Annotated in this window: 24 protein-coding genes; 6 read left to right on the top strand and 18 right to left on the bottom strand. The window is 64.0% G+C overall.

Annotated features, from left to right (window positions below; genetic code table 11):
- Positions 1-17: 17 nt before the first annotated feature.
- Both OQ789_RS02995 and OQ789_RS02990 read right to left on the bottom strand, forming a co-directional pair.
- Positions 18-1,490, bottom strand: a complete 1,473-nt coding sequence (locus OQ789_RS02995; RefSeq protein ID WP_324683405.1) for an aldehyde dehydrogenase — start codon at positions 1,488-1,490, stop codon at positions 18-20.
- 22 nt (positions 1,491-1,512) lie between these two features.
- Entirely contained in the window at positions 1,513-2,478 is a 966-nt protein-coding gene (locus OQ789_RS02990; protein WP_324683403.1) for a Rieske 2Fe-2S domain-containing protein, read from the bottom strand.
- Between the two features lie 405 nt (positions 2,479-2,883).
- Here OQ789_RS02990 and OQ789_RS02985 point away from each other — a divergent pair, with 405 nt between their 5' ends.
- On the top strand, positions 2,884-3,600 hold the full coding sequence (locus tag OQ789_RS02985; protein WP_324683402.1) for an SDR family oxidoreductase: 717 nt from the start codon (positions 2,884-2,886) through the stop codon (positions 3,598-3,600).
- Positions 3,601-3,741: 141 nt separating this feature from the next.
- Here OQ789_RS02985 and OQ789_RS02980 read toward each other — a convergent pair whose 3' ends face one another.
- Positions 3,742-3,864: a hypothetical protein gene (locus OQ789_RS02980; protein WP_324683401.1), complete on the bottom strand. Its 123-nt coding sequence runs from the start codon at positions 3,862-3,864 to the stop codon at positions 3,742-3,744.
- A gap of 19 nt (positions 3,865-3,883) precedes the next feature.
- Here OQ789_RS02980 and OQ789_RS02975 point away from each other — a divergent pair, with 19 nt between their 5' ends.
- Entirely contained in the window at positions 3,884-5,419 is a 1,536-nt protein-coding gene (locus tag OQ789_RS02975) for a class I adenylate-forming enzyme family protein (RefSeq protein WP_324683399.1), read from the top strand.
- A gap of 4 nt (positions 5,420-5,423) precedes the next feature.
- On the opposite strand, the gene OQ789_RS02970 is transcribed toward OQ789_RS02975, so the two are convergent.
- Both OQ789_RS02970 and OQ789_RS02965 read right to left on the bottom strand, forming a co-directional pair.
- Positions 5,424-6,590, bottom strand: coding sequence for a hypothetical protein (locus tag OQ789_RS02970; protein ID WP_324683397.1), 1,167 nt, complete (start codon positions 6,588-6,590; stop codon positions 5,424-5,426).
- 116 nt (positions 6,591-6,706) lie between these two features.
- Complete coding sequence (locus tag OQ789_RS02965) at positions 6,707-7,663, bottom strand: metal-dependent hydrolase (RefSeq protein ID WP_324683396.1); 957 nt, start codon at positions 7,661-7,663, stop codon at positions 6,707-6,709.
- 186 nt (positions 7,664-7,849) lie between these two features.
- Here OQ789_RS02965 and OQ789_RS02960 point away from each other — a divergent pair, with 186 nt between their 5' ends.
- Positions 7,850-8,410 carry a helix-turn-helix domain-containing protein gene (locus OQ789_RS02960; RefSeq protein WP_324683395.1) on the top strand — a complete coding sequence of 187 codons (561 nt, stop codon included), beginning with the start codon at positions 7,850-7,852 and terminating at the stop codon, positions 8,408-8,410.
- A gap of 3 nt (positions 8,411-8,413) precedes the next feature.
- On the opposite strand, the gene OQ789_RS02955 is transcribed toward OQ789_RS02960, so the two are convergent.
- The 4 genes from OQ789_RS02955 to OQ789_RS02940 all read right to left on the bottom strand — a co-directional run bounded on the left by OQ789_RS02955 (position 8,414) and on the right by OQ789_RS02940 (position 12,725).
- Positions 8,414-9,253: an alpha/beta hydrolase gene (locus OQ789_RS02955; RefSeq protein WP_324683394.1), complete on the bottom strand. Its 840-nt coding sequence runs from the start codon at positions 9,251-9,253 to the stop codon at positions 8,414-8,416.
- Between the two features lie 153 nt (positions 9,254-9,406).
- A complete protein-coding gene (locus tag OQ789_RS02950; protein ID WP_324683393.1) occupies positions 9,407-10,885 on the bottom strand; it encodes an acetyl-CoA synthetase in 1,479 nt (492 codons plus the stop codon).
- Positions 10,882-12,150, bottom strand: coding sequence for a cytochrome P450 (locus OQ789_RS02945; protein WP_324683391.1), 1,269 nt, complete (start codon positions 12,148-12,150; stop codon positions 10,882-10,884). Before OQ789_RS02945 ends, OQ789_RS02950 begins: the two co-directional genes overlap by 4 nt.
- On the bottom strand, positions 12,147-12,725 hold the full coding sequence (locus tag OQ789_RS02940; protein WP_324683389.1) for a TetR/AcrR family transcriptional regulator C-terminal domain-containing protein: 579 nt from the start codon (positions 12,723-12,725) through the stop codon (positions 12,147-12,149). The genes OQ789_RS02945 and OQ789_RS02940 overlap by 4 nt, the downstream gene beginning before the upstream one ends.
- A gap of 90 nt (positions 12,726-12,815) precedes the next feature.
- Between OQ789_RS02940 and OQ789_RS02935 the strand changes: the two genes are divergently transcribed.
- The gene (locus OQ789_RS02935; RefSeq protein ID WP_324683388.1) at positions 12,816-13,907 is read left to right on the top strand and encodes a Zn-dependent alcohol dehydrogenase; all 1,092 of its coding nucleotides are present in this window, start codon (positions 12,816-12,818) and stop codon (positions 13,905-13,907) included.
- Positions 13,908-13,918: 11 nt separating this feature from the next.
- Here the strand turns inward: OQ789_RS02935 and OQ789_RS02930 are convergent, their stop codons facing one another.
- From OQ789_RS02930 to OQ789_RS02905, 6 genes are all read right to left on the bottom strand, one after another.
- Positions 13,919-14,740: an enoyl-CoA hydratase-related protein gene (locus OQ789_RS02930; RefSeq protein ID WP_324683386.1), complete on the bottom strand. Its 822-nt coding sequence runs from the start codon at positions 14,738-14,740 to the stop codon at positions 13,919-13,921.
- A gap of 40 nt (positions 14,741-14,780) precedes the next feature.
- Positions 14,781-16,364: an AMP-binding protein gene (locus tag OQ789_RS02925; protein WP_324683827.1), complete on the bottom strand. Its 1,584-nt coding sequence runs from the start codon at positions 16,362-16,364 to the stop codon at positions 14,781-14,783.
- A 163-nt stretch (positions 16,365-16,527) separates the two neighbouring features.
- On the bottom strand, positions 16,528-17,604 hold the full coding sequence (locus OQ789_RS02920) for an NAD(P)-dependent oxidoreductase (protein WP_324683384.1): 1,077 nt from the start codon (positions 17,602-17,604) through the stop codon (positions 16,528-16,530).
- Between the two features lie 218 nt (positions 17,605-17,822).
- Positions 17,823-18,629: a lysophospholipid acyltransferase family protein gene (locus OQ789_RS02915; protein WP_324683826.1), complete on the bottom strand. Its 807-nt coding sequence runs from the start codon at positions 18,627-18,629 to the stop codon at positions 17,823-17,825.
- 51 nt (positions 18,630-18,680) lie between these two features.
- Positions 18,681-19,790, bottom strand: a complete 1,110-nt coding sequence (locus OQ789_RS02910) for a nitronate monooxygenase (RefSeq protein ID WP_324683383.1) — start codon at positions 19,788-19,790, stop codon at positions 18,681-18,683.
- 19 nt (positions 19,791-19,809) lie between these two features.
- On the bottom strand, positions 19,810-21,039 hold the full coding sequence (locus tag OQ789_RS02905) for a cytochrome P450 (protein WP_324683382.1): 1,230 nt from the start codon (positions 21,037-21,039) through the stop codon (positions 19,810-19,812).
- 354 nt (positions 21,040-21,393) lie between these two features.
- Between OQ789_RS02905 and OQ789_RS02900 the strand changes: the two genes are divergently transcribed.
- Together OQ789_RS02900 and OQ789_RS02895 are read left to right on the top strand one after the other, a co-directional pair.
- Positions 21,394-22,455 carry a phosphotransferase family protein gene (locus tag OQ789_RS02900; RefSeq protein WP_324683381.1) on the top strand — a complete coding sequence of 354 codons (1,062 nt, stop codon included), beginning with the start codon at positions 21,394-21,396 and terminating at the stop codon, positions 22,453-22,455.
- A 37-nt stretch (positions 22,456-22,492) separates the two neighbouring features.
- Complete coding sequence (locus tag OQ789_RS02895) at positions 22,493-22,948, top strand: SRPBCC family protein (protein ID WP_324683380.1); 456 nt, start codon at positions 22,493-22,495, stop codon at positions 22,946-22,948.
- A 19-nt stretch (positions 22,949-22,967) separates the two neighbouring features.
- On the opposite strand, the gene OQ789_RS02890 is transcribed toward OQ789_RS02895, so the two are convergent.
- From OQ789_RS02890 to OQ789_RS02880, 3 genes are all read right to left on the bottom strand, one after another.
- Positions 22,968-24,200: a cytochrome P450 gene (locus OQ789_RS02890; protein ID WP_324683825.1), complete on the bottom strand. Its 1,233-nt coding sequence runs from the start codon at positions 24,198-24,200 to the stop codon at positions 22,968-22,970.
- A gap of 97 nt (positions 24,201-24,297) precedes the next feature.
- Entirely contained in the window at positions 24,298-24,582 is a 285-nt protein-coding gene (locus OQ789_RS02885) for a hypothetical protein (RefSeq protein ID WP_324683378.1), read from the bottom strand.
- Entirely contained in the window at positions 24,572-25,573 is a 1,002-nt protein-coding gene (locus OQ789_RS02880; protein ID WP_420716026.1) for an SDR family oxidoreductase, read from the bottom strand. Before OQ789_RS02880 ends, OQ789_RS02885 begins: the two co-directional genes overlap by 11 nt.
- Between the last annotated feature and the right edge of the window lie 147 nt (positions 25,574-25,720).

Genomic DNA, 25,720 nt, shown 5'->3' with positions numbered 1-25,720 from the left:
CCGGGTTCCGTCGGGTGTCAGTGATGCCCATCCATCGCCTCCAATACGGGCAGAGTATCTGCGCTGACGATACTTTGAATCTCGACGTACTCGTCGAGGCCTTCCCTGCCGAACTCGCGTCCCACCCCGGACTGTTTGAATCCGCCGAAGGGGGTGCTGATGTCGAGCATGTACATGTTGATGCCGTAAGTGCCGGTGCGTACCCGGGCTGCAATGTCCAGGCCGTGGGCGACATCGCGGGTCCAGACCGAACCGGCGAGCCCGAAGTCGCTGTCGTTGGCGATGCGCACCGCATCGGCTTCGTCGTCATAGCCGATGACGCACACCACGGGCCCGAAGATTTCTTCGCGGGCAATTGCCATGTCGTTGTCGACATCGGCGAACAGCGTCGGCGACACGTACCACCCGCGTTCCCGCGGCGTCTCGGGTCCTCCGACGACCACGCGTCCGCCCGCGTGGATTCCGTTTTGGATGTAGGAGAGCACCCGCTGCTGCTGACGGCGCGAGACCAAGGGTCCGATGTCCGTGCTGGGGTCGGTGGGATCACCCACCTGCAGCCCCGCCATCATTTCCGCCATCGACTCGACGAAATCGTCGTACATGCTGTGGTTGACCAGGATTCGTGTCTGCGCCACGCAGGCCTGACCATTGTTCATCAAGCTGGCCATCTTGAGGCCCGTTACCGTCCGGCTGATGTCGGCATCATCGAGCACGATCGCGGCCGATTTTCCACCCAACTCGAGGCTGTAGCGCTTGAGCTGCTCGCCGCACAGTGATGCGATGCGACGGCCGGTCGCCGAGTTGCCGGTGAACGCAACCTTGTCGACTCCGCGGTGCGTGACCAGCGCTTCGCCGACCTCCGGGCCGCCTGGGATCACGGACACGACGCCGTCGGGAAAACCGGCCTCCTCGATCATCTCTGCGACCCAGAGTGAATCCAGGGGCGTCTCCGGCGCCGGCTTGACCACCACCGTGCAGCCGGCGAGCAGCGCGGGAATGAGCTTGGGCATCAGCAGGCACTGCGGCACGTTCCATGGGATGACGATGCCGACCACACCCACCGGCGCGCGGCGCAGACGAACCTCACCAAGGATGCCGTCGCGACTCTCCACCCATGGGAAGGCGCGCGCGACGTCCACCGACAGATGCATCATTGTCGCGGGACCGGCCGCTTGTCCGAGTCGACTGAAGCTGGCCGGAGAACCCATCTGCGCGGTGATCAAGTCGGCCATGTCGTCTACTCTTTTGGCGTAGATATCAGCCAGCTCAAGCACTTTGGCAATGCGCTGTTCGGGTGCCAACCGCGGCCACGGTCCGTCGTCAAAGGCCTGGCGTGCCGCGCCGACGGCGAGATCGATATCCTGCGCCGAACCCGCGGCCGCGCAAGCGATGACGTCCCCGGTGTGCGGGGAGATGACGTCAATCCGCGCACCGCTTGGTTTTTGCCAGCGGCCGCCGATGAACACACGGTCGAACGATGGTATCTGCATCAGCACCCGACTTTCCGCCCGGTCACGCGCTGCCGGCCACGCTGTATGACTGTTCGGCCCACGCCCGAAACTCCGTGATCGCTGACTCACCCAGCGCCAGGGCGGGCCGGTCACGATAGATCTTGCTCTCCCAAATCGGAATGTCCTGAGTGATCTGTTTGCAAAAGTCCCGCACGAAACCGCGTCCCATTCGGGTCATCTCGCCGGTCTCGGCATCAATGGCGACGAAGAACGTGTACCGCGCATCGACGTGTTCCCCGTCGATCGGAGTTACTGTCAGCAGCGTGCACGACTTGCCGAGACCCCGGTGACGCACCACGTCGATGCCCAACCCGAACAGTTCCGAATCTACCGCGCCTGATACCGGCCCCCGGGGCGTCTCGAAGTTTACTTCGGCAACGGCCTTGAAGGTGTGTCCCTGGCGTTCGACGTCGAGTTTGCCGAACGCGGAGACACCGTGGACCGTGGCGAAATGAGCTATGTCGACCACGTTTTCGAACACCTCTTGCGGATGCGAGCGGAACCGCCAGCGCGCGTCTTCGGGAGCGAAGAACGTGAAGGCGGTGTCGTGGGCCTCGGGAATCTTCGGAATCTCCCATTCCGGCTCGGTGCCTTCTGGGCTGTGCCAGACGAAGATAATGCCTGCCTGCTCGACGGTCGGCCAGGCCCGCAATCGGGCGACCCGGTTCGGGCGTTTGGTGTACGGAATCTCGACATTGGTCCCGTCTCCGTCGAATTTCCATCCGTGGAAAGGACATTGAATGCAGTCATCCGCGACTGTGCCCCCGACCCCGATGTCGGCGCCCAGGTGTGGACAGTAGGCGTCGAGGACATACGCTTTGCCCGACTGTCCCCGATAGCACATCAGTTTGCGTCCGAAATAGTGAAGTTCCGCGACCTCGCCCGAGGCGACATCTCGACTGTAGGCGACCTGGAACCAGCCTTTCGGGTATGCCGCGAAGGGAAAGCGGGACACGGCTTCTCTCATCACACCAGCCTTCCCCATTGCTCGAATAGCACGGCAAAAACCTTATTTATGCTATCATAGCAATAAAGCAGATCTGCTTCGGAGCATGGCGCTGTTTGCAGCGGCCGGCCCGCACGACCTGGAATGGACCGCCTCCATGAGCGCCCCCGACGCCGACCCGATCAGGAATCACAATCGGCCGAGCTGCGCTACGCCGCCGGACGACACCCGTCGATGCGCGGATGCAAGGCGGTGCTCAAGACGCAGCGAGCGGTCACCGAGGTGATCGAAACTCGGCGATGTACAACACCCCGCGTCGTGCTTCACGTCGTCGCGCCGCTACGCCGGCGTGCCCGACAACCTCAGCGAGACGACACCGGTCTGATTGCGACCCGCCCGCGGCATCGGATCGGCAGAAGGGAAGACATGAGAAACGCCATCATCACTGGCGGCAGCGGCGGCATTGGTAAGGCGTGTGCGCGCGCGCTCGCCGAGCGAGGTTACGACGTCGTGTTGTGCGCCCGCCGGGAGGAGGCGCTGCGCGCGGCAGCTGCCGAGGTCGGTGCGCGTTATGTCGTGGCAGACGTCGGCGATCCCGAGAGCTTCTCGGCGGTGACGAGGGACGTCGGCCGCATCGATCTCGTGGTCCACGCCGCCGGCGTCTTGGGCGGCACTTACGCCCGCAAGCAAAGCCTTGAACAGTGGCGCGCCACGCTGGCGGCCAACCTGGATTCCTGCTTCGTGGTTACTTCGGCCGCCCTGCCATTAATGGTGCCTGGTTCGCGCTTTGTGTTCGTATCGTCGTCGGCATCCCACGAGCCGATGCCGGGCAGAACGGCATACTCGGCGTCCAAGGCCGGCATGAACGCCTTCGCCCGGGCGCTGGCCCTGGAAGTAGATCGCGACGGCATCGCGGTCCACATCGTCACCCCTGGCCCGGTGGAAACCGACATGCTCCAAGACGTTCCGTTTGAAATGAATGCGGTCAGCGCCCTTGACGTCGCGGACGCCGTGGCATGGCTCGATACCGTTGTCCCGTCCGTTGCCCTGCCTGAAATACGCCTCCACGCCGTCACCCGCGGACCGTGGGCTCGGCCACCCGTCGTACCGAGCGAAGTGCGGCGACGCGCCGCGCAGAGCTGAGCCGTACGACCATGCCCACGCGCCGGCTGACCAGACCGGGTAAGTTGCTATTTTTTGTTGAAAAAGGGTTTTCGAATGAAGATCGGATCGACATCGGATCAACTCAGCCTCCGCGACGCTCTAACGGCGCCATCCCTGAATTCAATGGTGCACCAAGCGATCACCGGTGAACAGGTCGCCCAGCCGCCACAGCAGGTCGCTCTCGACCTTGATTGGAGTGCGCCGGCGCAGCGCGGCCCTACCGAAGATGTGTCCAATCGACAAGTGAGGATAGGCCCCAGACATGCCTGAACCCGCATCCCTGCCGACCCGGCAACCCCCGATGCCCGAGGCGGGTGTGCCCTACGGCGAACAGGTCTTGATCCGCGCCCAAAACACACCAGACGCCGTCGCCATCGTCGTGGTCCATATCGACGACACCGAGACCACCCTCACCTGGCATGCGCTCGAGCGCGGGGCCAATCAGTGGGCCCGACTTTTCAGCCAACGCGGACTCACTGCAGGCGACATGGTGGCGCTGGCCGTCCCGAACTCTCCCGAACTCGTGCTGGCCACACTGGCCAGCTGGAAGTTGGGCGCCATCCCCGTGCCAATGCGTTGGGATCTACCGGAGTGGGAGCGGGCACGGCTCCTCGAGGTCATCCGGCCCGCCCTGATACTCACCGAGGAGGTCACCGCTGAGTACACCCGGGCGGCCCAGCGCCTACCCGACGAGCCCGTCGACATTCACGTGTCACCGGCCACCAACGGCATCTGTAGCAGTGGATCCACCGGGCTGCCAAAAGTCATCCTCAACGCCGCACCCACCCGTTGGACCCCGCAACTCAGCGAGCCGTTCATGGCTCAATGGCGTCCGGTGACCCAGCCGCAGACCATCCTCGTTCCCGCACCGCTCTACCACACCAACGGTTTCCTCACCCTGAATTACCTGCTGGGCGGTGATCGCCTGGTCCTCCTCGAAAAGTTCAGCGCACCAAGGATGCTCACCAGCATCGAACGACACCGGGTGACAAACTTCACCGCAACCCCGACGATGCTTTCGCGCATCGCCGACCTCGACGACGTCGACCAGCGAGACTTGTCCAGCATCGACTGGATCCTGCAGGGGGCCGCCGTGATGCCCGAAGCACTGCTGCGGCGCTGGTTCGAACTGCTGAGCCCCGAGCAGATCGTCATGGCCTACGGCATGACCGAGAACCTGGGCCTGACCGCGATTCGCGGGGACGAGTGGCTGCAGCATCCGGGCAGCGTCGGTCGCGGGTTCCGCGACACCGAGATAAGGATCGCCAACGCCGACGGCACGCCGGTGCCTCCGGGGCAGGTCGGCGAGATCTGCCTTCGCGCACCGATGACGGGTGGCTACCGCTATCTTGGTGGGGCACAACCGCTGCCGACGACACGGGATGGTTTCACGTCGGCAGGAGACCTGGGCCACCTGGATGCAGACGGCTACCTCTACATAGCTGACCGGCGCACCGACATGATAGTCACCGGAGGCGCGAATGTCTTTCCCGCCGAAGTGGAGTCAGCGTTGCTCGATCACGACGATATCGTCGACGTCGTCGTGATCGGTCTCTCCGACGACCGCTGGGGCCGGCGTGTTCATGCGGTGGTCCAGCCGCGCGACGTCGCCCACCCCCCGACGCCGGACTCGGTGATCGAATTCGCCAAGGCCAAGCTCGCCTCGTACAAGGCACCCAAGACGGTCGAGTTCGTCGGCGAGATACCTCGCAGCGCCGCCACCAAGGTGAACCGCTCGGCAATGGTTCAGCAGCGCGAAGCTGCCATCGGGTCCGCTGTCCGTGTTAGCGACGACTAGTTGGTCACAGGAATGAGTTCTCCGCGGTGAGTCCCTTGTCCGGGAAGGCACCCATGGCAAAGGTCTCGATGTTACCCAGCCCAACACCGCCACCGACCGGATCCTCCACTCGGACAAGGAGATCACGAAGCTGGTGCAACTTGCGCGCGCTTTCCGGGGCGTCGGTGTCGATGACGTGGTTGCCCTCGACTCTCAGATCGCCGACCCACTGTCCATACACCCAGTCATCCCAGCCGTAATACCCCGCCGTGCCCAGATAGAAGCCGGTCGGACCCGCGGCCGTGAGCTTCAGCGGGCGTTTGGTGCCGTCGTTCTCGGTCAGCACGATGGTCCCGTGGGTGAACTGGCGGTTGGCGTCCTCGAAGTACAGATCCTGCTCTGCTGACAGAAAGCGGAATGAGCTGCCATCCCGGTTCTGCTGCTCGGCCTGCGACCGGATCTGGGTGAATCCAGGACCACGTTCTTCTTGGTAAAACAGGAACAACGAGTATTTGGAGCCGTCTGGACGGGTCAGCATCATCGGCGACCAGGTCATGTACATCTGCTCGATCTTGTGCTGCGGCCGTCGCGGCAGCCCGGGGATGGGCTTGCCGACACCTGGGCGCAGGCCCCAGGAATGGTCCCTGATCGACATCCATTCGTCGACGCCGAACTCGGTGCGCTCGCCGCCCACCTCTACCCAGCCCGACGCCACCCCGATCTGGTGGTACCGCAAGACATTATGCGTGACGCGGTAGCCGTCGGGACTGCGATCTGGCCACGGGTCTTCCAGAGACGGTGGGAACTCGCCCTCAAGCAGCACGTCGAACGCGATGGGTGCGTGCTCGCTGGGATCCAGCGTCAGCCGAACCGACTTGAGCGGTTCCACGACCTCATAGTGAACGGGTCCCACGTCCGTGCCCGACGGGTCCGACGACAACCGCCGCCCTGCCCGAACGGTCCACTGCTCATTGCCCCGACAGACGCCGGCCGCGCCGTCGAACACGCCGCGGTTGGTGTATTTGCCGACGCCGAGGACAACCTGCAGGCTGTTGTCACGCGCGTGTGCCATGGTCCAGATCTTTTCTGTCCACGACGGATCCGACTGTGCCACCGAGGCAAAAGTGTCGACTACTTGGTGTGTCAACAACTCGTCTTCTGCAACCAGCGAACCGTAGTTCGTCGACAACACCGTCAATGTCCTCTCGTCGGGCTTGTGCGCGAGGCGCAATAGCGTAGTGAGTCACCAGGCGATTTCTCGCTCAGAGGTTGTCCCGGTTAATCGGAGTGGCTCCCGTTATCGCCGGCTCAACGCGCACCGTCGGTAGCCGAGGCATCTCCGGTGGAGGCGGCCGAGCCGAAAAATGTCCGCATATCCGTACCTTCGTCGTAGGACCGCATCCAGACATCCGCCCATGCCGGCAAGGGTTGGTCCGCCGGGTCGTGGCCGGGGGTCTGCGAAAGCATCAACCGCCAGGCCATCTTTGCCAGGTCTTTCGCCGGAATGTTATCGAAAAGCGTTGGCAGATTGGAATCACGCCTCTGCCGCCGCCCAAAGCTGAACCGTGCCTTCAATTCTCGACTCACAAGACCTCCCGACAGCAACTCGGTCGCGGAGACTCTACGGTCCTCGAAAGGCACCACCTCGTCTATCCGCTTCGCGATCGCGTCGGTCATCTCCCCGACATGCTTGAAAGTTTGGCGCATGAGTTTCACGCGATACCATGGATCGCGATTGATGTGGTTGTTGAGGATCAGCCCCGAACTGCGGTGCTCGATCTCCTCCACGAAGTGCCACGCCATCAACGACGCAACCCGTGGGTCGCCTCCGCCGAACAACGTCTCCCGATTGTCCAGGATCACCTTGAACAAAGGCGTGAAGGTCGCCTCGAGGTTTGCGACATAGGCGGCGTGAAACTCCACCGGGTGCTGCGCGATCAGGCGCTCGTAGGTGCTGGTGGCGTCGGCATGGCATTGTTCTAGGCCAGGATATTTCGCAATGAGCGCCTTCATGTGTTTGCGGTGCGCCGCGGCGTGCTGCGCTTCTTGCCGGAGGAAGGCTTCCGCTTCTGCCGCGACGCCGGCATCCTCGGCGAGGCGGTCTTGAGCCTGACGCAGCGCGGCGATGATGTACTTTTCGAACGGCACCGCAATGAAAGTGAAAACGTCGCAGAACATACTGAAGTTCGGATGCGCCGGTTGCCACAGGAACGGGATGGTTTCGTCAAACTCCCACGGTATCTTGCGGATCACGAGTTTGGTCATCGGTGGTTACCTCCGGGACGACGTTGTCCGCCGCCGTTATCCTGATGCGCTGCGCAGACCGCCAACGCGTCGTCACTTATCCTCGACGGCGGTGTCACCCGTGCATTGACAGGGGTGTGTGGCATACACTCGTTTAGTGTGACATTTGAGCCGTCAGATGTAAACAACTAGAGGAGGGCTGACAAGGTGTCGATCGATCCCGGTCAGTCAATTCGGACACGGATCCTGGACGCGACTTTCGTTGTCCTCGCGCGCAGTGGACGCCGCCGTCTGCAGCTCTCGGAGGTCGCGGCGGAGGCGGACGTCTCCCGGCCCACCCTCTACCGTTACTTCGGCTCCAAGGAGGGGCTTCTCGAAGCTTTTGGGCTCTACGAGCAAGACAATTTCGACGCGGGGATTACCGCGGCGATCGCCGGTCTCAGTGGGGCTGACCGACTTGAGGCCGCATTGGTATTCATCGTGGACTTCCAAACGTCGTATTCATTGCACTCACTGGCCGAAGTCGAACCCGAACATGTCCTGCACCAGATGCGGCGCACCATGCCCACACTGCATCGATCGATTGCCAAGATCATCCCCGGGGAACACAGCGATATCGCTGCGGGAGCTGTCGTCCGCATCGCGATGAGCCACTACGTGCTGGGCGGAGGTAGTCCGGATCGATTCCTCGCCGAATTACGCCACGCGGCCGGCTTGGAGCCGGGCCGCCGCCGTCTGACGCGCCGCAACTCGACGGCCGCCAGCTAGCAGCTAGCCGTCCAGCCATTCTTTTATCCGCAGCCAGATCCCGTCGGGATCCTCGAGATGCAGGAAGTGCCCGACACCGTCGACCAGCTTGAACGCCGATCCGCTCGCAGGCAGGTGCGGGGCGACGTCGGCGAGCAAATCCGCCCCGACCGCTCCATCGCGGGCGCCGTGCAGGCACAACGTCGCGACAGGCGGCGGACTCATCGTGGCCGCCGTTTCGGCTTCGGCCGACGGATCGGTGAAATCTGGGTTGAACGATGCGCGATAGGGGCTGATTACGGCCGAGATGTTATCCACCGTCACGTGCCGCCTGAGCTCGGCGATATCATCGCTCGCGTTGTATCCCGGCGACCAGTCCGCCCACAGCGCCTCCCAGAAACCCGGCTGCACCAGCGCCATTTCCGCCAGCCCGACCTGTTGGATGAACCAAATGTAGAACGAACGCTTGAGCTGGTGGTATTCAAAGATTCCATTTCCGAGGGCTGCGGTGGGCGGCACAGCTAGCGCGACGAATTTCCGGAAGTCGCCAGGCGCGGTCGCCACGGCGCCGTAGCCGGCGTTGGCCCCCCAGTCATGGCCGACCAGCAGGGTGCGTTCATCACCTGCAAAGTCGGTGCGCACCTGCAGGATTGCGCGCACATAGGTACCGGCGCTAACCGGAGTGTCCAGCGGGCCGGTGTAACCCGGTAACCACGGCGCGACGACGCGGTATCCGTGATCGGCGAGCCGGGGGCCCGCATACCGCCACGTGTAAGGCGTATCGGGAAATCCATGAACCAGGATTGCCAACGGACGGGAGTGGTCGTCCATGTCGCCGAATGTCAACGGCGCAACGTCGGTCACGCGATCGTCCTCTCCGAGCCGCCCGACGGCTCGACTTCAGACTGTATTACAAACCTCACCTCAGACGTAAACACTTGGTTCCCTGAATCCGCAGCGTCGACGTCGCAGAAAACCTGCGCGGTCGGCGCGGAGGGCGCCAAGTCTGTCGCGCGGTCACCAGGTCGCCTCGTTGCGCTTGCCATCGGTGGTCACCCGCACCGCCTGGCCGACGAGTTCGCGAGATTCCGCGTCAACCAACAGCTCTGGCTGGTGGATGCGTGCCAGCGCACGTCCGTCGTCGGTGTCGAGCACGACAAGACCTTGCTGCGGGCTCCCGTCGCGGCCGTGTGCCACCGTGTAGGCGGCCACCGTCGCCGGGCCTGCCCATGCCGTCAGCAGCGGCTGTAGCGACTGGCGTTGATCGGCGGACGCCTGCACCTCACCCGGATCTGCCGGTGCCGTCCGCAGGCCGGTGTCGGGAGTGGACGACCACACGGCCGCACAGTGCTTGGCCATGTGCATGCCGACCCCGGTCACCAGCGCACGTCCGGGATTCCGCTGCAGCCGATCGTATGCGCTCGCGATCGCGTGCGTCAGGTAGCCGCTGGCGGGCCCGCCTGCGTAGGGAAGTCCGCCGGTCACAGTGAGCCCGCGCGGATCGTCAATCGCCAGATCCAAAGCGTCGCAGGCGAACCGGACCGAAGAGGGAAAGCACGAGTAGAGCTCGAACACGTCGATGTCGTCGAGGCCGACGCCGGCGCTACCGAGCGCACCTTCACCGGCGACCGCCATCGCCGCCGAGCGGGACATATCGGTGCGTGCGGCAATGCTGGCCGGGTCATCGGCGTGGGCCCATCCGGTCAGATACAGCCGCTGCCCGTCGTCCACCCCCAGGGCGTCGGCCTTCTCGGCGGTCGCCAGCAGCAATGCCGCCGACATGTCGACGTCCATCACCGCGACCTCGTGCTTGGTGTAAGGCCATCCCACATAACGGTTCTCGGGCGTGGGCGTCCCGATCGTCGCAGGATCCAGCGCACGCGGACGCCAGGCGTGCGGGTTGGCCGCAGCGATGGCGCTCATGGCCGACATCAGGGTAGCGGCTTCGGCGGCGTCGTCGACGAGTGGCGTGCCGAGCCGCGCCCGTCGCGCGGTGTCCCACAGCGGGAACGTTTCCCAGGCTTGGAACACTTCGTGCGCGAGTTCGGAGGCGTGCGGTGGCTCCCACGGGAACGGCGTCGACTTCCGGTGGCTCCACGGCAATCGCTCACCGCGTTTCTTGGCCGCCCGCGTGGTCGCCAGCGCTTCCGCGCTGCACACCATGGCAAGGTCGATCTCCCCGCGGTGCATCGCCTCCGCGGTTCTGCACACAAGATCCTGTGGCGTGGTACCGCCGATCCCGGAATAGTGGCGGTGGCGCGGCGAGGCACCGAGCGCCTCGGCCAGCCGCGCCACCGGATCGTCGTACGGCCAGCTCTGGCAATACACCACCTGCAGCGAATCCAGCTGCCGCAGAACATCTCCCGCGATACCGCTGATGGCTTCGCGGGCGCGCTCAGCCCAGCTGGCCAGGGGTTGGGGCGCAGCGGCATCACGGACCGTGTGCTGGGAGGCGCCGATAATGCACAGTTGCCTCGGGTCCGGACGAGAGCTCACGCGACCGATCCCGTCGTGCAGGGCAGCTGTTTTATGCCGTGAAAGAACGACGAACGCAACCGAACGGGTTCGCCGGCTACCGCCAGCCCGGGCAAGCCTGAATACAGCTCCTCCAGCAACACCCTGAGCTCGAGCCGCGCCAGTTGCGCGCCCAGGCAGAAGTGCGTTCCCCCGCCGCCGAACGCGACATGACCGAGGTCCGTGCGCCGGATGTCGAACTCGCCGGGACGCGCGAAGACATCCTCGTCGCGGTTGGCCGACAGGTAGTGCATAAGAACCCAATCCCCCTTTGGAATGGATCGACCGGCGATCTCTACGTCGCGGGTCACCGTCCGGCGGAAGTGCATCACCGGGGTGGCCCAGCGCAGCAATTCCTCGACGGCCTTGCCGATCGCTGCTCGATCTCGTGCCAGCAGTGCCCGCTGCTCTGGATTCTCGGACAACGCAATGATGCCGTGGCTGATCGTGTTTCGCGTCGTCTCATTACCGGCGATCGCCAGCAACAGAAAGAACTCGTTGAGTTGGTCGCCGCTGAGCTTCTCCCCGTCCAGCTCCGCGGCCAGCAACGCCGACAGGATGTCATCGGTAAGACCATGGGCGCGCCTATTCTCGACCAATTCGCCGCAGTAGCGGAACATCTCGGTCGCTGCTTCAGTCAGCGCATCCGGTGTCGGCGCGTAATCCGGATCCTCGATGCCGAGGCTGCCGATAGCGTTACTCCATCGAAAGACGTCCATGCGGTCCTCAGCTGGTACTCCCAAGACCTCGGCGATCACCTGCAGCGACATCTCCGCCGCGATGTCGGTGACGGCGTCGAATTCACCTTTTTCGGTGATGTCGCCGACTATTCGGCGCGCAACCCTGCGCATGCCGGACTCCAGGCGAGCGACGTTGCGGGCGGTGAAACCTTGGTTGATCAGCTTGCGGCAACGCACATGTCGAGGCGGATCGATACCTGGCAGCATCGCCGACGAGGGCCCTGCCTCCACTTCCACCAGCGTGTTGCCCGTTGCGCTGCTGAACGTCTCGGTGTCCCGGCTCACGCGCACTACGTCGGCGTGTTTGGTCAGCAGCCACGCCCGCGGCAACCCGGGCAACGACACCGGGTGCGCGGGGGCGCTCGCTCGCAGCCGTGCCAGCTCGGCGAAAGGCGCCCCGTGGATGTAGGTGTCGGGATCCAAGACAGTGGCAGCATCGCGATCGGACGCGCTTCCGTGTTGTTCGGCCACCAGCGAGCGGATCAGTCTGGGTCCACGGCCGCTCACGTCGCACCGACCAGCGCGTGGATCCCTGCCACGATCACGTCGAGACCGGCGCGAAACCGCGCCGCCGCCTGTCGTTCGGTGGGCCGCTTGACCGTGATCGGACGGGTCTCCTCGAGACTGACCGACCCGAGCAGGTACGTGTACAACACCATGTGCGAGGCGTCCGCATCCGCCGCGGCCAGGCCGGCTCGGGCGACCAGTGAGCGGCTCGACTGGTCGAGCCTGCGAGCCGACGCGCCGTCGCCGTTGGTCTGCAGTACCGCCGCGATACCGGGCACCGTCCGCAGCACCGCGCGCGACGACACGTACAACTCGACGATTCGTTCATCCCAACGGCCCGGTCTCGGTTCCGGGATGTCGGCGAGCACGGCCTCGGCGAGCAGGTTCAGCGCGGCGCGTTTTCCGGGCACGTGGTAGTACACCGAGGGAGCCGCCGCGCCCAGTTCGTTGGCGAGTTCGCGCATCGTGACACGCTGCACCCCGACGCGCCGTGCGAGGGTGAGCAGGCCGGCGACGACTCGTTCGCGGTCGAGCTCACCGTAGGCGCGGCGTGGTGCTGCAGCGGTTCCGGGCATTGTTGGCAGCTACCTCCTAGCCGTTTCTACCAGTGTTCGAATATATTCGAACGCTGATAGAAAGTCACTTCGCAAGTTCGGGAGGCCATAGTGGGTGAACGCGCGGCGGTGCTGCGAGAGATCGGCAGGCCCCTGGGGATCGAGGACATCGTCCTGGCGCCGATCGCCGCGAACCAGGTGCGAGTCCGGATCGCAGCCAGCGGGGTCTGCCATTCAGATCTCTCGCAAGCGACCGGTGCCCTGCCGGCGGGGACACCATGCGTCCTCGGTCACGAAGGTGCCGGCGTCATCGAGGAGGTGGGCGCAGAGGTGCACCACGTCGAGCCTGGCGACCATGTGGTGATTGCCTGGACGGCTGCCTGCGGACACTGCTGGTTCTGCTCTCGGGGCGAAGTACACCTGTGCCGCAACGCCATCGCCGACAGCTATTCGATGCCGTATGCGTGTGATCACACCGGCACCGCTTTGTTTACGTCAATGGGGGTGTCCAGCTTCGCCACCGCATCCAATTGCCTTGGCCGCGCGGTTATTCCGATTCCCAAAGACATTCCGCTCGACATCGCCTCGCTTGTCGGGTGCGGTGTCGCCACCGGCGCGGGCGCGGCCTTCAATACCGCTCCTGTCGAGCACGGGAGCTCCGTCGCGGTCATCGGGCTGGGCGGCGTCGGTCTCGCGGCGCTGATGGCATCGGTGGTGCGCGGCGCGGCAACAGTCATCGCCGTGGATCCGGTGCGGCAGAGGCGGGAATTGGCCACTGCCTTGGGCGCGACCGAGGTGGTGGATCCCGGCGACGGCGATGTGGCGATCCAGGTCAAGGGCCTGACTGGACGCCGGGGCGCGGACACGGTGTTTGAAGCGGTCGGCCGAAGTGCGGTGATCGACACGGCAATTCGGGCCACCCGCCGGGGCGGGACCACCTGCGTCGTCGGAGCGGCGATGCCGGAGGACAGTCTCTCACTGTCGCCGTATCGGCTGTTCATGGATGCCAAATCGCTGGTCGGGTGTCAGTACGGGTCCGTCGTGCCGGGGCGCGACTTCCCTCTGCTGCTCGACCTGTGGCGCACGGGCAAGTTGCCGCTCCAGCACCTCTTGACCCGGCGCGTCCCACTCGAGGACGTCAACGAGGCATTCGCGGACTTGACCGCCGGCCGCGGCGTCCGGACGGTCATCGTCAACGAATAAACGCCTGGCTTCTAGCGACCCGACCATCGCGGCGCTCGCTTCTCCGCGAACGCCCGGGGCCCCTCCTTGGCGTCTTCGGTGCCGAATATCTCTTTCGAGATGGCTGCTTCGTTGCGATAGGCCTCACGCATGTTGAGTTTGAGTCCCTCGATGACGCTGCGCTTGGTCGCCCGCACCGCAAGGGGCGCGTTTTTGGTGATCCGCGCCGCGTAGTCGAATGCGGTGTCCAGCAACGCATCCTCGGAAACGACCGCGTTGAGCAAGCCCATGTCAAAAGCCTTCTGCGCATCGACGCGGTCGGCGCACAGGAGAAACTCCATGGCATGCGCGTACGGAACCTGGCGGGGCAGGCGCACGGTGGTGCCGCCACCGGCGAACAATCCTCGCGCCGGCTCGAGAACACCGAAGGTGGCGTGCTCGCTGGCGACCCGAATGTCGACGCCACCCAGCATCTCCATCCCGCCGGCCACGCAGGGCCCGTTGATCGCGGCGATGATCGGCTTGTCGATCTTGCTGCCGCGCAACACCGCATCGGTGCCGTCGGACAACGAATAGCCGTCTACCGTCGTCGCCTCACCGGCCTGGATCTTCTTCGACAATGCGGTGATTTCGGGAACATAAGTCTTGAGATCCGCGCCGGACATAAACGACCGCTGTACGCCGGTGAAGATCGCCACCCACGCGGCGTCATCGCCATCGAAGCGTTTCCACGCCTGCGCCAGTTGATGAAAGTGCTCGAGGTCGCACGCATTCTTGGCTTCCGGCCGATCAAGAGTGATCAGCGCGACATGCTCGGCACCGGGGCGCGCTCCAAGCTCGTAATGTACCGGCACCAGGCCTCCTCATTTCGTCGGGACGACGTACTTATGACGATTACACCGCGGGATCGGGATGCGCGCCGATGCGGCCGTGCGACAAGAATTCTCGGCGAAGGATCTCACGATCCATTTCCGTCATCAACGTATAGGTGTGGGTGCGCGGCGGCCGCCACCACACCGGGTCCGCACAGACCCACGCCTCGCGGCGAAGCTGCCGCTTGTTGACCTTCGAGTTGCCGATGATCGGAAGCCCCCGCGAGAAACGGACAAATCTGGGCGCCCACTTCGATCCCATATCACGTTGTGCATCCAGGAATTTCACGAAGTCATCGGCATCGAACTCGCGTCCCTGCGCAAACTCCATGACAGCCATCACCTGGTCGCCCGCCAGCGGATCGGGAACTCCGACCACCGCCACCGCGGCTACATCGTCGTAGCGGACAAGTATCCGTTCAACGGGTGAGGCCGCAAAGTTCTCCGAGTCGACCCGCAACCAGTCGCCGACTCGGCCTGCAAACCAGAACACCCCGTCGCCGTCTCGGTAGGCAAGGTCTCCCGACCAGAACCAGCCACCCCGCAATCGTTCGCCCTCGGCTTCGGGATTTTTCCAGTAGCCTTCGAATGCTCCGGCGGGATTGCGCCGCACCAACTCGCCGATCGCGTGCTCAGAGTTGAGGAGCTGGCCGTCCGGACCGAACTGAGCTGTCGGACATTGCCCACCTGACGCGTCGACGACAGCGATGTCATCGCCGTCCCGGGCGACGCCGAGTGAACCCGGTTTCTGCGCTGGCATCAGCATGATGCCGCCCTCGCTGGACCCATACCCCGAAATCACCTTGACGCCAAAGCGATTAACGAAGTCGGACATGTCACGCGGCGACGCTTCAGGAGCCAGTACAAAACGCAATCGATGGTCGCGGTCGTGCTGCGTAGGCGGTGTCGCCAATATGTAACCAAGTGCTCGTCCGACGGTGGCCGTGAACGTCACGTCATGTCGCCGTACATCGGGCAGCCATGCCGTCGCCGAGAATCGGTCGCGCAACAACACACGGGCTCCACCGGCGAGCGCGGGAAACAGCGTGGACGACAGCGCATTTCCATGACACAACGACATCGGGCAATACACGGTGTCTTTGGGACGAAGACCCATTCTCGCCGCGTCCGCAGTCCGGCCCTGGCTGCGCAGCACTGCTTTGGGGGCGGAGGTGGAGCCCGAGGTGAACAGCAGGCACATCAGCGCCGACCGCGGCGGGTCGGTGTCCGGCAGCGCTGCTCCGGCGTGTGGTGCCCACGGCTCGTCCTCGACCAGCAGCGGATCGTTCACCAGGGCGGCGTATGCGCCGTTCGCGATGACAAACTGGCAGTCCGTGTGGTCGATGTCGCGGGCCAACTCCGCGCTCGGGCGAGTCGCGTTGAGCCCGACTATGCATGCACCGGCCAAGGCGGCACCGAAAATCTGGAAGACATACTCGGGCACGTTCGGCAGCAGCACGCCTACGTGTGGTGGGCGAGCGGGATCGAGCCTGTCGCACAGCCACTCGGCGCGACAGGCGGCCTCAGTGACGACCTGGCGCCACGTCCACGTCTGGTCACCATAAATCAGGCCTACCTCATCGCTGGATTCGCGCGCTCGAACCATTTCCGCGACTGTGCCCGGCCCGTCACCAACCGTGGTAGACATCAACCGATCTACTTCCTGAACGAAGGCGCCGCCGTGGTCGTCGATGCCGGCGATCGGCGGCGCGAGGCGCTCGCCCGGCAAAGGTCTGATCTTAGCGACGGGAACATTTGAGGGTCCGGCATCACTGCGATCCCGAGCCACGGTCTAGTCCGGGGTCTCCGAACCGCGCCCGGAATGCAGCCCACGGGTCGGCGTAGGGCCCGGGTCGGTCGCGATAGGCCGCCTGCCTGTGCAACACGAATCTGGCCAACGGCCCGACACAGCCCAAGGTGTGGCGCAACCAGCCCGCTGCTGCACCCATGTCTTCGAGCAGCTGCGGCCAGGTGTGTTGCTGGAATGACAGCGCTCGTTGCGCGGGCGCGGTATCCATCCAGTCGGTCACGAACCAGTCGTCGTCGCTGTCGGGATTACCGGGGCGGCCGTGCGGCAGGACGTCGCCCAGGCCGAGCGCTGCGGTGAGGTCCGGTCCGACGTCGCCGTAGCGGAGCAGATGCGAGTCGTCACCGCCGATCAACAGCACGCTGCCGACGACATCCGCTTCGCACGAGGCGGCGAAGGCGGACGCAACGTCGCGTACATCGACGGCGTGCATACGTCCGTCCGCGGGCACCGCGCTCTCGAAGAATAGGGCGTCGGCGCTGAACGGCATTGCCCATGGGTCGGGGCTGAAGACACCGCCGAGCCGGAGCACCACCCAGTCGAGCGCCGCGGCACGAACTCGTTTTTCGGCTTCCAGCTTGTGGCCACCGTAGAGATCGACGGGCCGTTCCGGAGTGTCCGCCGACAGCCGATCGAGGTGGCGGTGGGGATTACGTGACCCGTACACGGCGTTGCTCGAGGCCAGAACGAATCGTGTTGAGGTGGAGAGCTTTTCAGCCGCGTCAACCAGAGTGGCGGTTGCGGTGACGTTGACCCTACGGGCCAGTGAGGGGCTGCGGTAAATCTGCGGTGGAATGACACCGGCAAGGTGAACGATCGACGCCGGAGCCGTCGCTGTCAGGAGTTCCGATACCTGATCGGAGTCAGTCAGATCGGCCCAACGACTCTGCGCGCCAGGCGGTAGCTTCGCCGCGGCCTTGCGGTTCGCGGGCGAGCCGAGATCGGTGGCCACCACTTGGTGCCCACGCGCGGCCAGTTCTTTAACCGTGGCGGTGCCGACGAGACCGAAGGCACCCGTGACCAGCACGGTCTCGGACATGTGCCTCCTTGGACGCGAACTCACTCGCACTCATACCGCTCACAGCAGCAGGTCAGATTGTTACATATAGCGATCTATATGTAAACCTCGGAACCGCTGTGCCGACCCGGCCGCTTTCGCAAGGCCACCCTTCTCGCCGGACCACCATGTCGTCCCGCTGTCGCTCGAAAGGGGACGGAATCAACTCGCCACGGCACAGCATGGGAGGCTCGGGGCTGTCATCCCACAATGGGAAACCGGCGCTGCCGGGCAAGTTCATGCAGCGCGATCTGCATCACCGATCGGACATGTGCGTCCACTTCGGCCACATCGGGATCGTCTCCGAATTGAGCGGCAATGTCGATGGGGGGAAGTACTCGGCTGACGATCTTGCTCGGCAGCGGAAGGTTGGGCGGGATGAACATGCTCAGCCCGAACGGAAAGCCGAACGTAATGGGCAGAGCTTGCATTCTCGCGCGGTGCAGGCCCAGTCGGTTCGCCAGCCAGCGGCCGCGAGTCAAGAAGAGTTGCGTCTCTTGGCCGCCAATCGACACCATCGGCACAATCGGCGCGCCAGCCTGCACAGCGGTCGCCACGTAGCCCGTGCGACCGTTGAAATCGATTGTCGTCGATGCTGACGTCGGGCGGTATGAATCGTGGTCGCCGCCGGGGAAAACCAAAACCACGCCCCCGGCCTCTAGTGCCGCCGCGGCGTTGCCCCTGGTTGCGTGTATCACCCCGGCTCGGGGAAGCCACTCGTTGAATGGTCCGATGAACACCGTGTCGTGGGCCAGGGTGTAGACGGAACGGTCATAACCGAAATGCTCGTAGAAAGCTGGGGCGAACAACAAGATGTCAGGTGTGAACATGCCACCGGAGTGGTTGGAAACCACCAACGCCCGGCCGGTGGTCGGAAAATGCTCGAATCCGTGGACCTGCGAACGGAAGTAGGCCCGAACCGGTCTTCCCACCGAATGCGCCAGCCTCTTGGCGACTTGCTCGTCCCACCGGCCGACCTCGGTTGAGTTGAGATCTTTACTCACCAGCCCCTCCCCTGCCGGGGATGTCTGCTGTGTTTTCAAGACACAGAATCAATTTCATGAGTGAAACGCGCTTTCCAAACCCTCGACAGTGTCGAGGGCTTCGCGGATGAGATCGACGTAGACGTCGGCGGCGCGCCGCTGTGTGTACATTCTCCCGACGACTTGGCCGACGGCTTCACCGGCGAGCGCACGGGCGTTGGCGGCGTGAATTCGGTCGTTGGCCGGCGCAAAAAGCATGCTTTGCAACGGCATTGGCAACGCGCCTGGGGAATCGGGACTGTCGAATGCCTCAGTCCACGCGGTACGCAATTGTCGGCATGGCTTACCGGTGATCGCGCGTGACCGTACCGCGTCGGTCGCCGCTGCCGCCAGGAGATTCTCCTTGACCACGGGCGCGGTGTCGCTTTCGGCGGTCGTCAGCCAGATCGACCCCGTCCACACGCCCGCCGCGCCAAGCGCGAGCGCCGCGGCGACCTGCCGGCCACTGCCGATGCCACCGGCGGCCAGCACCGGAACCGCCCCGACCGCGTCGACCACGTCGGGAACTAGCACCATGGTGGTGATCTCGCCGCAATGCCCGCCCGCCTCAGTACCCTGCGCGACAATGAAATCCACGCCTGCGCTGACCTGACGGCGGGCATGTTCGACACTGCCGACTAGTGCGGCGGTCTTGATGCCACGCTGGTGTGCGGCTTGACATACGTGGCTGGGCATCGGTCCTAACGCATTGACCAGCAATGCAATCGGGTGGTCGAATGCGACTTCCAGATGACGGTTGGCGCCCTCGTGGCTGAGTCCGGTCGCGTCGACGGAGGCGTCGAAGCTCTCGATCGGCGCCACCCCGTGAATGGCCAAGAGATCGTTGACGAATCGCTTGTGCGCATCGGGAATCATTCTGACGAAGTCATCGCGCGGGTTCTCGGCACTGACTTCACCGCGTCCCGTGTAGGACGCCGGCATGACGATGTCGACCCCGTACGGCTTACCGTCGACGCTGGCGTCGATCCACGCCAGCTGCTGTTCGAGATGTTCCGGGGTGTGCGCAGCGGCGCCCAACACTCCCATGCCGCCTGCGTTGGTCACCGCGGCAACGACGTCGCGGCAGTGACTGAACGCGAACAGCGGGAAGTCGATGCCGAACATCTCGGTGATTGCGGTACGCATGCTCAGCGTTCTCGCAGTCTCATGTGATCACGTGGACCGGGACGTGGGAGTAGCCCATCACGTTGGTCATGTTCACCCGGCGCAACGACGATGCGTCGACGTCGAACTCAGCCATTTTGTCGGCCATGATGTCGAGTGCAACGCGCCCTTCCATCCGCGCCAGTGCCGCGCCCAGGCAGCTGTGGACTCCGTAGCCGAAACCCAGATTGTGGCCGGAAGGCTTACGCGTGATGTCGAACCGATCGGGGTCGCGGAACTGGCGCTCGTCACGGGTGGCCGAACCGTTGATCAGCATCACCGGGCTGTGATGAGGAATCGTAGTGCCGTGCAAGGTGACGTCACGCATGCTGTAGCGGATGTTGTACTGGGACGGACCCTCGTAGCGCAGCACTTCTTCAAACGCCGCGGGGATTTTGCTGCGGTCCTCGCGCAGCATCTTCCACTGATCGGGGTTGGCGGCGAAGTTGACCACAGCGTTGCCAATCGCCTTGGTGACCGTTTCGGCGCCAGCACCACCGAGAAGCGAAAGAAACCCGACGATTTCGATATCGGTCAAGCCGGCGGACTCGTCTCCCTGACGCTCGACCTCGACCTGGGTGAGCTGACTGATCATGTCGTCCTGCGGGTGAGCGCGCCGCTTCTGTACGAGATCGAGATAATAAATGCCCGATTCGATCGCGGCTTGCATGCCTTCGGCTGAGGTGCGGAACTCGCCGGGCTTGCGTTCCAGCGTTTTGTCGAGCCAGAGTCGGAGTTGCTGACGGTCGCCCGGGGGAACACCGAGCATCTCGCTGATGACTTCCACGGGAAACAGTGCGGAGAACTCGGCGACCGCATCGAAGTTGTGCTGATCGAGGCGCTCGGCGAATTGCCTTATCGTGGTGCGGATCATCGGTTCCATGGCCGCAATTGCACGAGGTGTGAACACCTTATTGACCAGTTTCCGCATCCGGGTGTGGTCGGGCGGGTCCATCATGATGATCAGGTCCGGCAGGTTTTCCAGCTGCTCCGGATTAGTGAAATGGTCGAGACTGACACCTTTCGCCGACGAGTACGTCTCATGGTCCTTCATCGCCGGGGCGACGTCTTCGTAGCGCGACAGCGCCCAAAAGCCGTACTGCTCCTGGTGATAGACGGGTGCCTCGTTGCGTAGCCGTCGGTACGTTTCAAATGGCCCGTTGAAAAAATCGTCGGAAAATGGATCGAAGTGCACGGCCGAATTGGGAGCGGTGGTGTCGGTCGGACTCATTAAGCTACTCCCCTCGTTGGACTCCAACAGTGTCTTGGGTTGTTCGGTGATATCGGTCGCAGATTGGCGGCCGCCGGCGCCGACCACTCGCTTGCACGTTGCCCACCGCAGGCGCCGGCGCAAGATCGTCGCTTGGACACCCGCCCACGTCTGGCAGTAGCCGAGCCCCAGTGTGACATTTACTACCCAGGATGTAAAGGTGCGCGGGCGCCGATGGACGTCGAACAGAGCAAGCGTGTGGTGCCGAACCCCAGCGCGCGCCTCCGAGCTCGCCGCTCCCAGCTGTCACATTCCATCGGACCGCCGTAAAAACGCACAGCTTTACATGCCTCCTATGCTATGTAAAAGTTGGGCATGGCCGGATTGACCCTTGCCCAGCGCGACTTCGCTGCCACCCAGCGGCAACTCGGACGCTGGTTCTCTGGCAAGTTCGATCAGCCGGCCACGGTGTCACTCACGGTCGCCAACGCCTCCGGCGGCTGGTCGAGCGAGAGCCTGCTGGCCTCGGTGTCCACCGCCCAGGGCACACATGAGTACATCGTGCGCATCCCACCGGCCGGCGGCGGCCTGTTCGCCGACTACGACCTCGAAGGACAAACCCGCACCCAAGACCTGGTGCGCGGTTACGGCGTCACGACGCCCTCCCCCCTGCACTACGAACCCGACACCGGATGGATCGGTTCCAAATTTCTGGTGATGCCCCGCATTCTTGGCCACATACCCGGCGATATGACCTATGCGCGAAAGGGCTGGCTGCACGACGCCACCGTGGATGTTCAGCGCCGTGCGCACGATGGATTCTTGTCTACTCTTGCTGCGCTGCAACGCGTTCCGCCAGACCGGGCGCCGTGGCTGCAACGCCCCACCGGTACCGGGACCGCCGCCGAGGTCACCTGGTGGCGCGAATACGCCCTGTGGGGCACCGACAATGACGTCCCCGACTTGATGCTCGACGCGTTCGACTGGCTGGCAGGCAATCTGCCGAACGACGAGGCCGAGCCGGCGCTGTGCTGGGGCGATGCCCGCATGTCGAACATGATCTTCGACGACCAGGGCAACATCGTCGGCGTGCTGGACTGGGAACAGGCGTGCCTGTGTCCCGCCGAAGCCGACTTCGGCTGGTGGCTGGCGACCCGGCGCCAGATGCTGGCGGTACATGGCATCGACGCCGATCCGGAGCTTCCCGGATTCGACAGCCGAAGCCACGTCATCGACCGCTATCAAGACATGATCGGTCGGCGCCTGAACAATCTCGACTGGTACGAGAACTTCGCAACGGTCCGCATCGGATGCTGCACGCTACGCATCCAGGTGTTGCTGCGGGCGCTGGGCCAGCACGACCACTTCCTCACGCGCGCACCGATTCTGCCGCCGTGGACCGTCGATGCAATCCGGTCGGGGCGGCCCAGGCCATGAGCGTGACACGGCGACAGCCGGCGGGGGCGCCGAGCTGATGCGCGAGTCGGTGACGGTGCACATGGACGCGGCACCCGACGACATCTGGTGGTTGGTGGCCGATATCCGCAATACCGGTCGCTTCTCCCCGGAGACGTTTGAGGCTGAGTGGCTCGACGGAGCGACCGGCCCGGCAGTCGGCGTGCGGTTTCGCGGTCACGTGAAACGCAACGAGATCGGCCCGATCTACTGGACGACGTGTCGGATCACCGCGTGCGAGCCTGGCCGTGAATTCGGCTTCCAGGTGATGGTCGGCAACACGGCGGTGAACAACTGGCATTACCGGTTCACACCGACGGCCTCGGGCACCAATGTCACCGAGTCGTTCTGGGTGAAGGACTTTCGCATGCCGCGATTTGTGCAGTTCGTCTTCGGCGAGTTGCGCCGCAGGCGCAATATCCGAGACATGACCACCACCCTCGAACGAATCAGGGAGGTCGTCGAATCCCGCTGACACCCAGGCGGATCGGCGATCAAGCCGGTGTCAGACGGACCGGCAGTCGTGTCGGTCCACGCAGCGAACTGTGGGTGGACCACGTTGTCGGACCGAGAGGTTCGATCCGCGCAACGTGGGTCGTCAACTCCCGCAACACCGCGTGAGCCTCCATGCGCGCCAACGGCGCCCCTAGACACATGTGCGCGCCGTACCCGAATGCCAGGTGGGCACGCGGGTCACGGTCGGCCCGATATTCGTCGGGATCGTCGAAGACCGACGGGTCGCGGTTGCCCGCCCCGAACGAGAGCAGGATGCGTGATCCAGCGGGAATGGTGACATCGCCGACCTGGTAGTCAGCGATGGTGTAGCGGTAGAGGTTCTGGATGGGCGTCGTAATTCGCAGTTGCTCTTCGACCGCCATGGGAATGAGATCGGGATTTGCGCGGATCAGCGCGTATTGCTCGGGGTGACGCGCGAGCGTGTCGAACATCCCGCCGAGCAGGTTGGTGGTGGTCTCGTTGCCGGCGATCAGCAAGTGAATCGCGATCAACAGCAGTTGGCGATCGGTGAGGCTGCCGTCGGTGTTGTGCTCGAGCAGCCGGCCCAACACGGTGCCCGAGCCTTTCAGCCCCCCTGCAGCAAATTGTCTTGTGAAATAGCGTTGTAACGCGGCCATGGCGTTCATGGACTTCACGGCTCCGGCCAGACCCGCCGGTGTCGCGCGTAATTCCATCATGCCCACGGCGTTTTCCGACCAGCGCCGAAAATCGCCCACATCCCCTGGGGGTACCCCGAGGATCTCAGCGATGAGGCGGATCGGCATCGGTATCGCCAACTGCTGCACGACATCGCACCTGGGCTCGGCCACGACCCGGGCCACCAGTTCTTCGGCCAACTTCTCGACCACGAGGCGCCACGCTCCCATGGCGCCCCTGCTGAACCCGGGCTGGACCTGCTTCCGGAGCCGAGTATGTTCGTCGCCGTCGGTCAGGACGGCAAGGGGTGCCGAAAACCTCAGCCGGGTAACGCCTTCGGTACTGGTGACCGTGTCGGTGTCGCGTAGCGCGGCCCGTATGTCGTCGAGGCGACTGAGGATCCAGGTGGCCCGGCGGGGGTTGTAATGTACCCGCCCACCCCGGTGCAGTGCGCGATAAGCGTCGAAAGGTTGTGCGGCGGTAGCTGGATCTTGCGGGTCGTAGTCGGTGTTGACCGCACCGGTCCAGCCGTCATAACCGCGTCGGCGGACCCGGATCGCCGCGGCGACGTTCATCCGGACGGCGTCACCGAACGGCTTGACGGCCCCGACCCCGGCTTGCGCTTTCTCGCGGATCGACACTAATAGCCTTTCGATGCGGTTCGGCCAACCATCACACGCCGTGCCGCTGACTTCGAATGATGTTGGCAACCAGGTGGATGCCGTAACCGGCCGACACCATGGTCGATGCTTTCTTGGTCCGTGGGATCGCCATCAGCACTCCGATCAGGGTTTCGATGGCACCGTTGATGAAGGTGAACGTGCGTGGGCGAGCCGGGAAGCCCAGCCGATTGATCGGGTCGAAGGCTCCGGGAACTACGAAGTGCGCGAGGCCGATTGCGATCACCACTATCGCCCGGTTGGGGGTGTTGCTGTCACCACCACGTTCACGTGACACGGGCCACCGCAATCATATCTTTGAGACCGATCACAGCCAGAACTCCACCGTCACAGGGGATGTCGATGCCGGTGATATAGCTGGCTTTGTCGCTCGCGCAGAATGCCAGCAGTTCTGCGACCTCCTCCGGCCGGCCGATGCGCTTGAGCGCACCGCACTGCGCGATGGCGCTTGATCCGGTTTGTTCTTCGAGACGGCCCATCGCGGTGTCGATGGTGCCCGGGGAGACCGACAGGATTCGGGCGCCGCGGCTGCCAAATCTGGCTGCTTGGGAGGCGCAGTACCACGTCACGAAGTTTTTGCTGATCGAGTACGCCAGGCCTGGCCTGGCCTTGGCCGGAACGACATTGCACGCGGACGTCATTTTTTTCATGAAGACGTCATCGTCGCGCAAGGCGGTCTTGAACTGTCGCTTGGGTATCAAGATGCGCGGGAACATGTGCGCGGCCATGGACGCGACGTTGACCGTCGCGAAGCCGTCATGCGCGAGCGGGTAGAAGGCCTCGTTGACATGGACGGTGCCCAGGGCGTTGATCCGGACGATGTGTTCGGGGGAGCCCATACTCGGGCTGACGCCGGCGGTGTGAATGAGCGACGTCACGATGCCGAATTCTGATGCAGCGTCAACTAATTCGGCGGTCGATGTGCGCTCTGTGACGTCACACACCACTGTCTTGCATGGGACACCGGCAGCCTCGAGTTCGGCTGCGGCCGCGTCAAGAGCGTTCTGGTTGATGTCGCTGATAACGACTGGGCGGTCGCGTCCGACGATCTTGGCTGCGGCAAGCCCGATGCCACCTGCGCCGCCGGTGATGACGCACACGTTGCGCATCAACAGCACCTCCGCTCCCCGACTGTCCACATCCGGCGCCGGCTCGCCGCTTTCTAGAGCGAACTCGCTGGCGGCAACCTTCGGCGAACAGAACGGGAACTTGTATTTACGAGAAAAATCGTCTCGTAAATGGTCCCATGGTGTCCCGGTAATGTCCACCTCCGGGTCCACCGTTTCGCGGCGCAGATGAGGACCCTGCTGGAACCCGGCGCCGTGCCTTAGAGTCGGCTCAGTGTCAGGGTGATGTTGCCGCTTGTTGCGGTGGTTGGATCCTGATCACCTGATGTCTGGCTCATAGAGTCGGTG

Source organism: Mycobacterium sp. 94-17 (genome assembly GCF_035617725.1).
In the GTDB taxonomy this organism is placed as follows: Bacteria; Actinomycetota; Actinomycetes; order Mycobacteriales; family Mycobacteriaceae; genus Mycobacterium.
This window is presented reverse-complemented; position numbering and strand designations above follow the sequence as displayed.

Coding starts and splice junctions, on each gene's coding strand:
- OQ789_RS02995 (WP_324683405.1), bottom strand. CDS start 1,490: ATGCAGATACCATCGTTCGACCGTGTGTTCATCGGCGGCCGCTGGCAA.
- OQ789_RS02990 (WP_324683403.1), bottom strand. CDS start 2,478: ATGAGAGAAGCCGTGTCCCGCTTTCCCTTCGCGGCATACCCGAAAGGC.
- OQ789_RS02985 (WP_324683402.1), top strand. CDS start 2,884: ATGAGAAACGCCATCATCACTGGCGGCAGCGGCGGCATTGGTAAGGCG.
- OQ789_RS02975 (WP_324683399.1), top strand. CDS start 3,884: ATGCCTGAACCCGCATCCCTGCCGACCCGGCAACCCCCGATGCCCGAG.
- OQ789_RS02965 (WP_324683396.1), bottom strand. CDS start 7,663: ATGACCAAACTCGTGATCCGCAAGATACCGTGGGAGTTTGACGAAACC.
- OQ789_RS02940 (WP_324683389.1), bottom strand. CDS start 12,725: ATGCCCGGAACCGCTGCAGCACCACGCCGCGCCTACGGTGAGCTCGAC.
- OQ789_RS02925 (WP_324683827.1), bottom strand. CDS start 16,364: ATGGTTCGAGCGCGCGAATCCAGCGATGAGGTAGGCCTGATTTATGGT.
- OQ789_RS02920 (WP_324683384.1), bottom strand. CDS start 17,604: ATGTCCGAGACCGTGCTGGTCACGGGTGCCTTCGGTCTCGTCGGCACC.
- OQ789_RS02910 (WP_324683383.1), bottom strand. CDS start 19,790: ATGCGTACCGCAATCACCGAGATGTTCGGCATCGACTTCCCGCTGTTC.
- OQ789_RS02905 (WP_324683382.1), bottom strand. CDS start 21,039: ATGAGTCCGACCGACACCACCGCTCCCAATTCGGCCGTGCACTTCGAT.
- OQ789_RS02900 (WP_324683381.1), top strand. CDS start 21,394: ATGGCCGGATTGACCCTTGCCCAGCGCGACTTCGCTGCCACCCAGCGG.
- OQ789_RS02895 (WP_324683380.1), top strand. CDS start 22,493: ATGCGCGAGTCGGTGACGGTGCACATGGACGCGGCACCCGACGACATC.
- OQ789_RS02890 (WP_324683825.1), bottom strand. CDS start 24,200: ATGAACGTCGCCGCGGCGATCCGGGTCCGCCGACGCGGTTATGACGGC.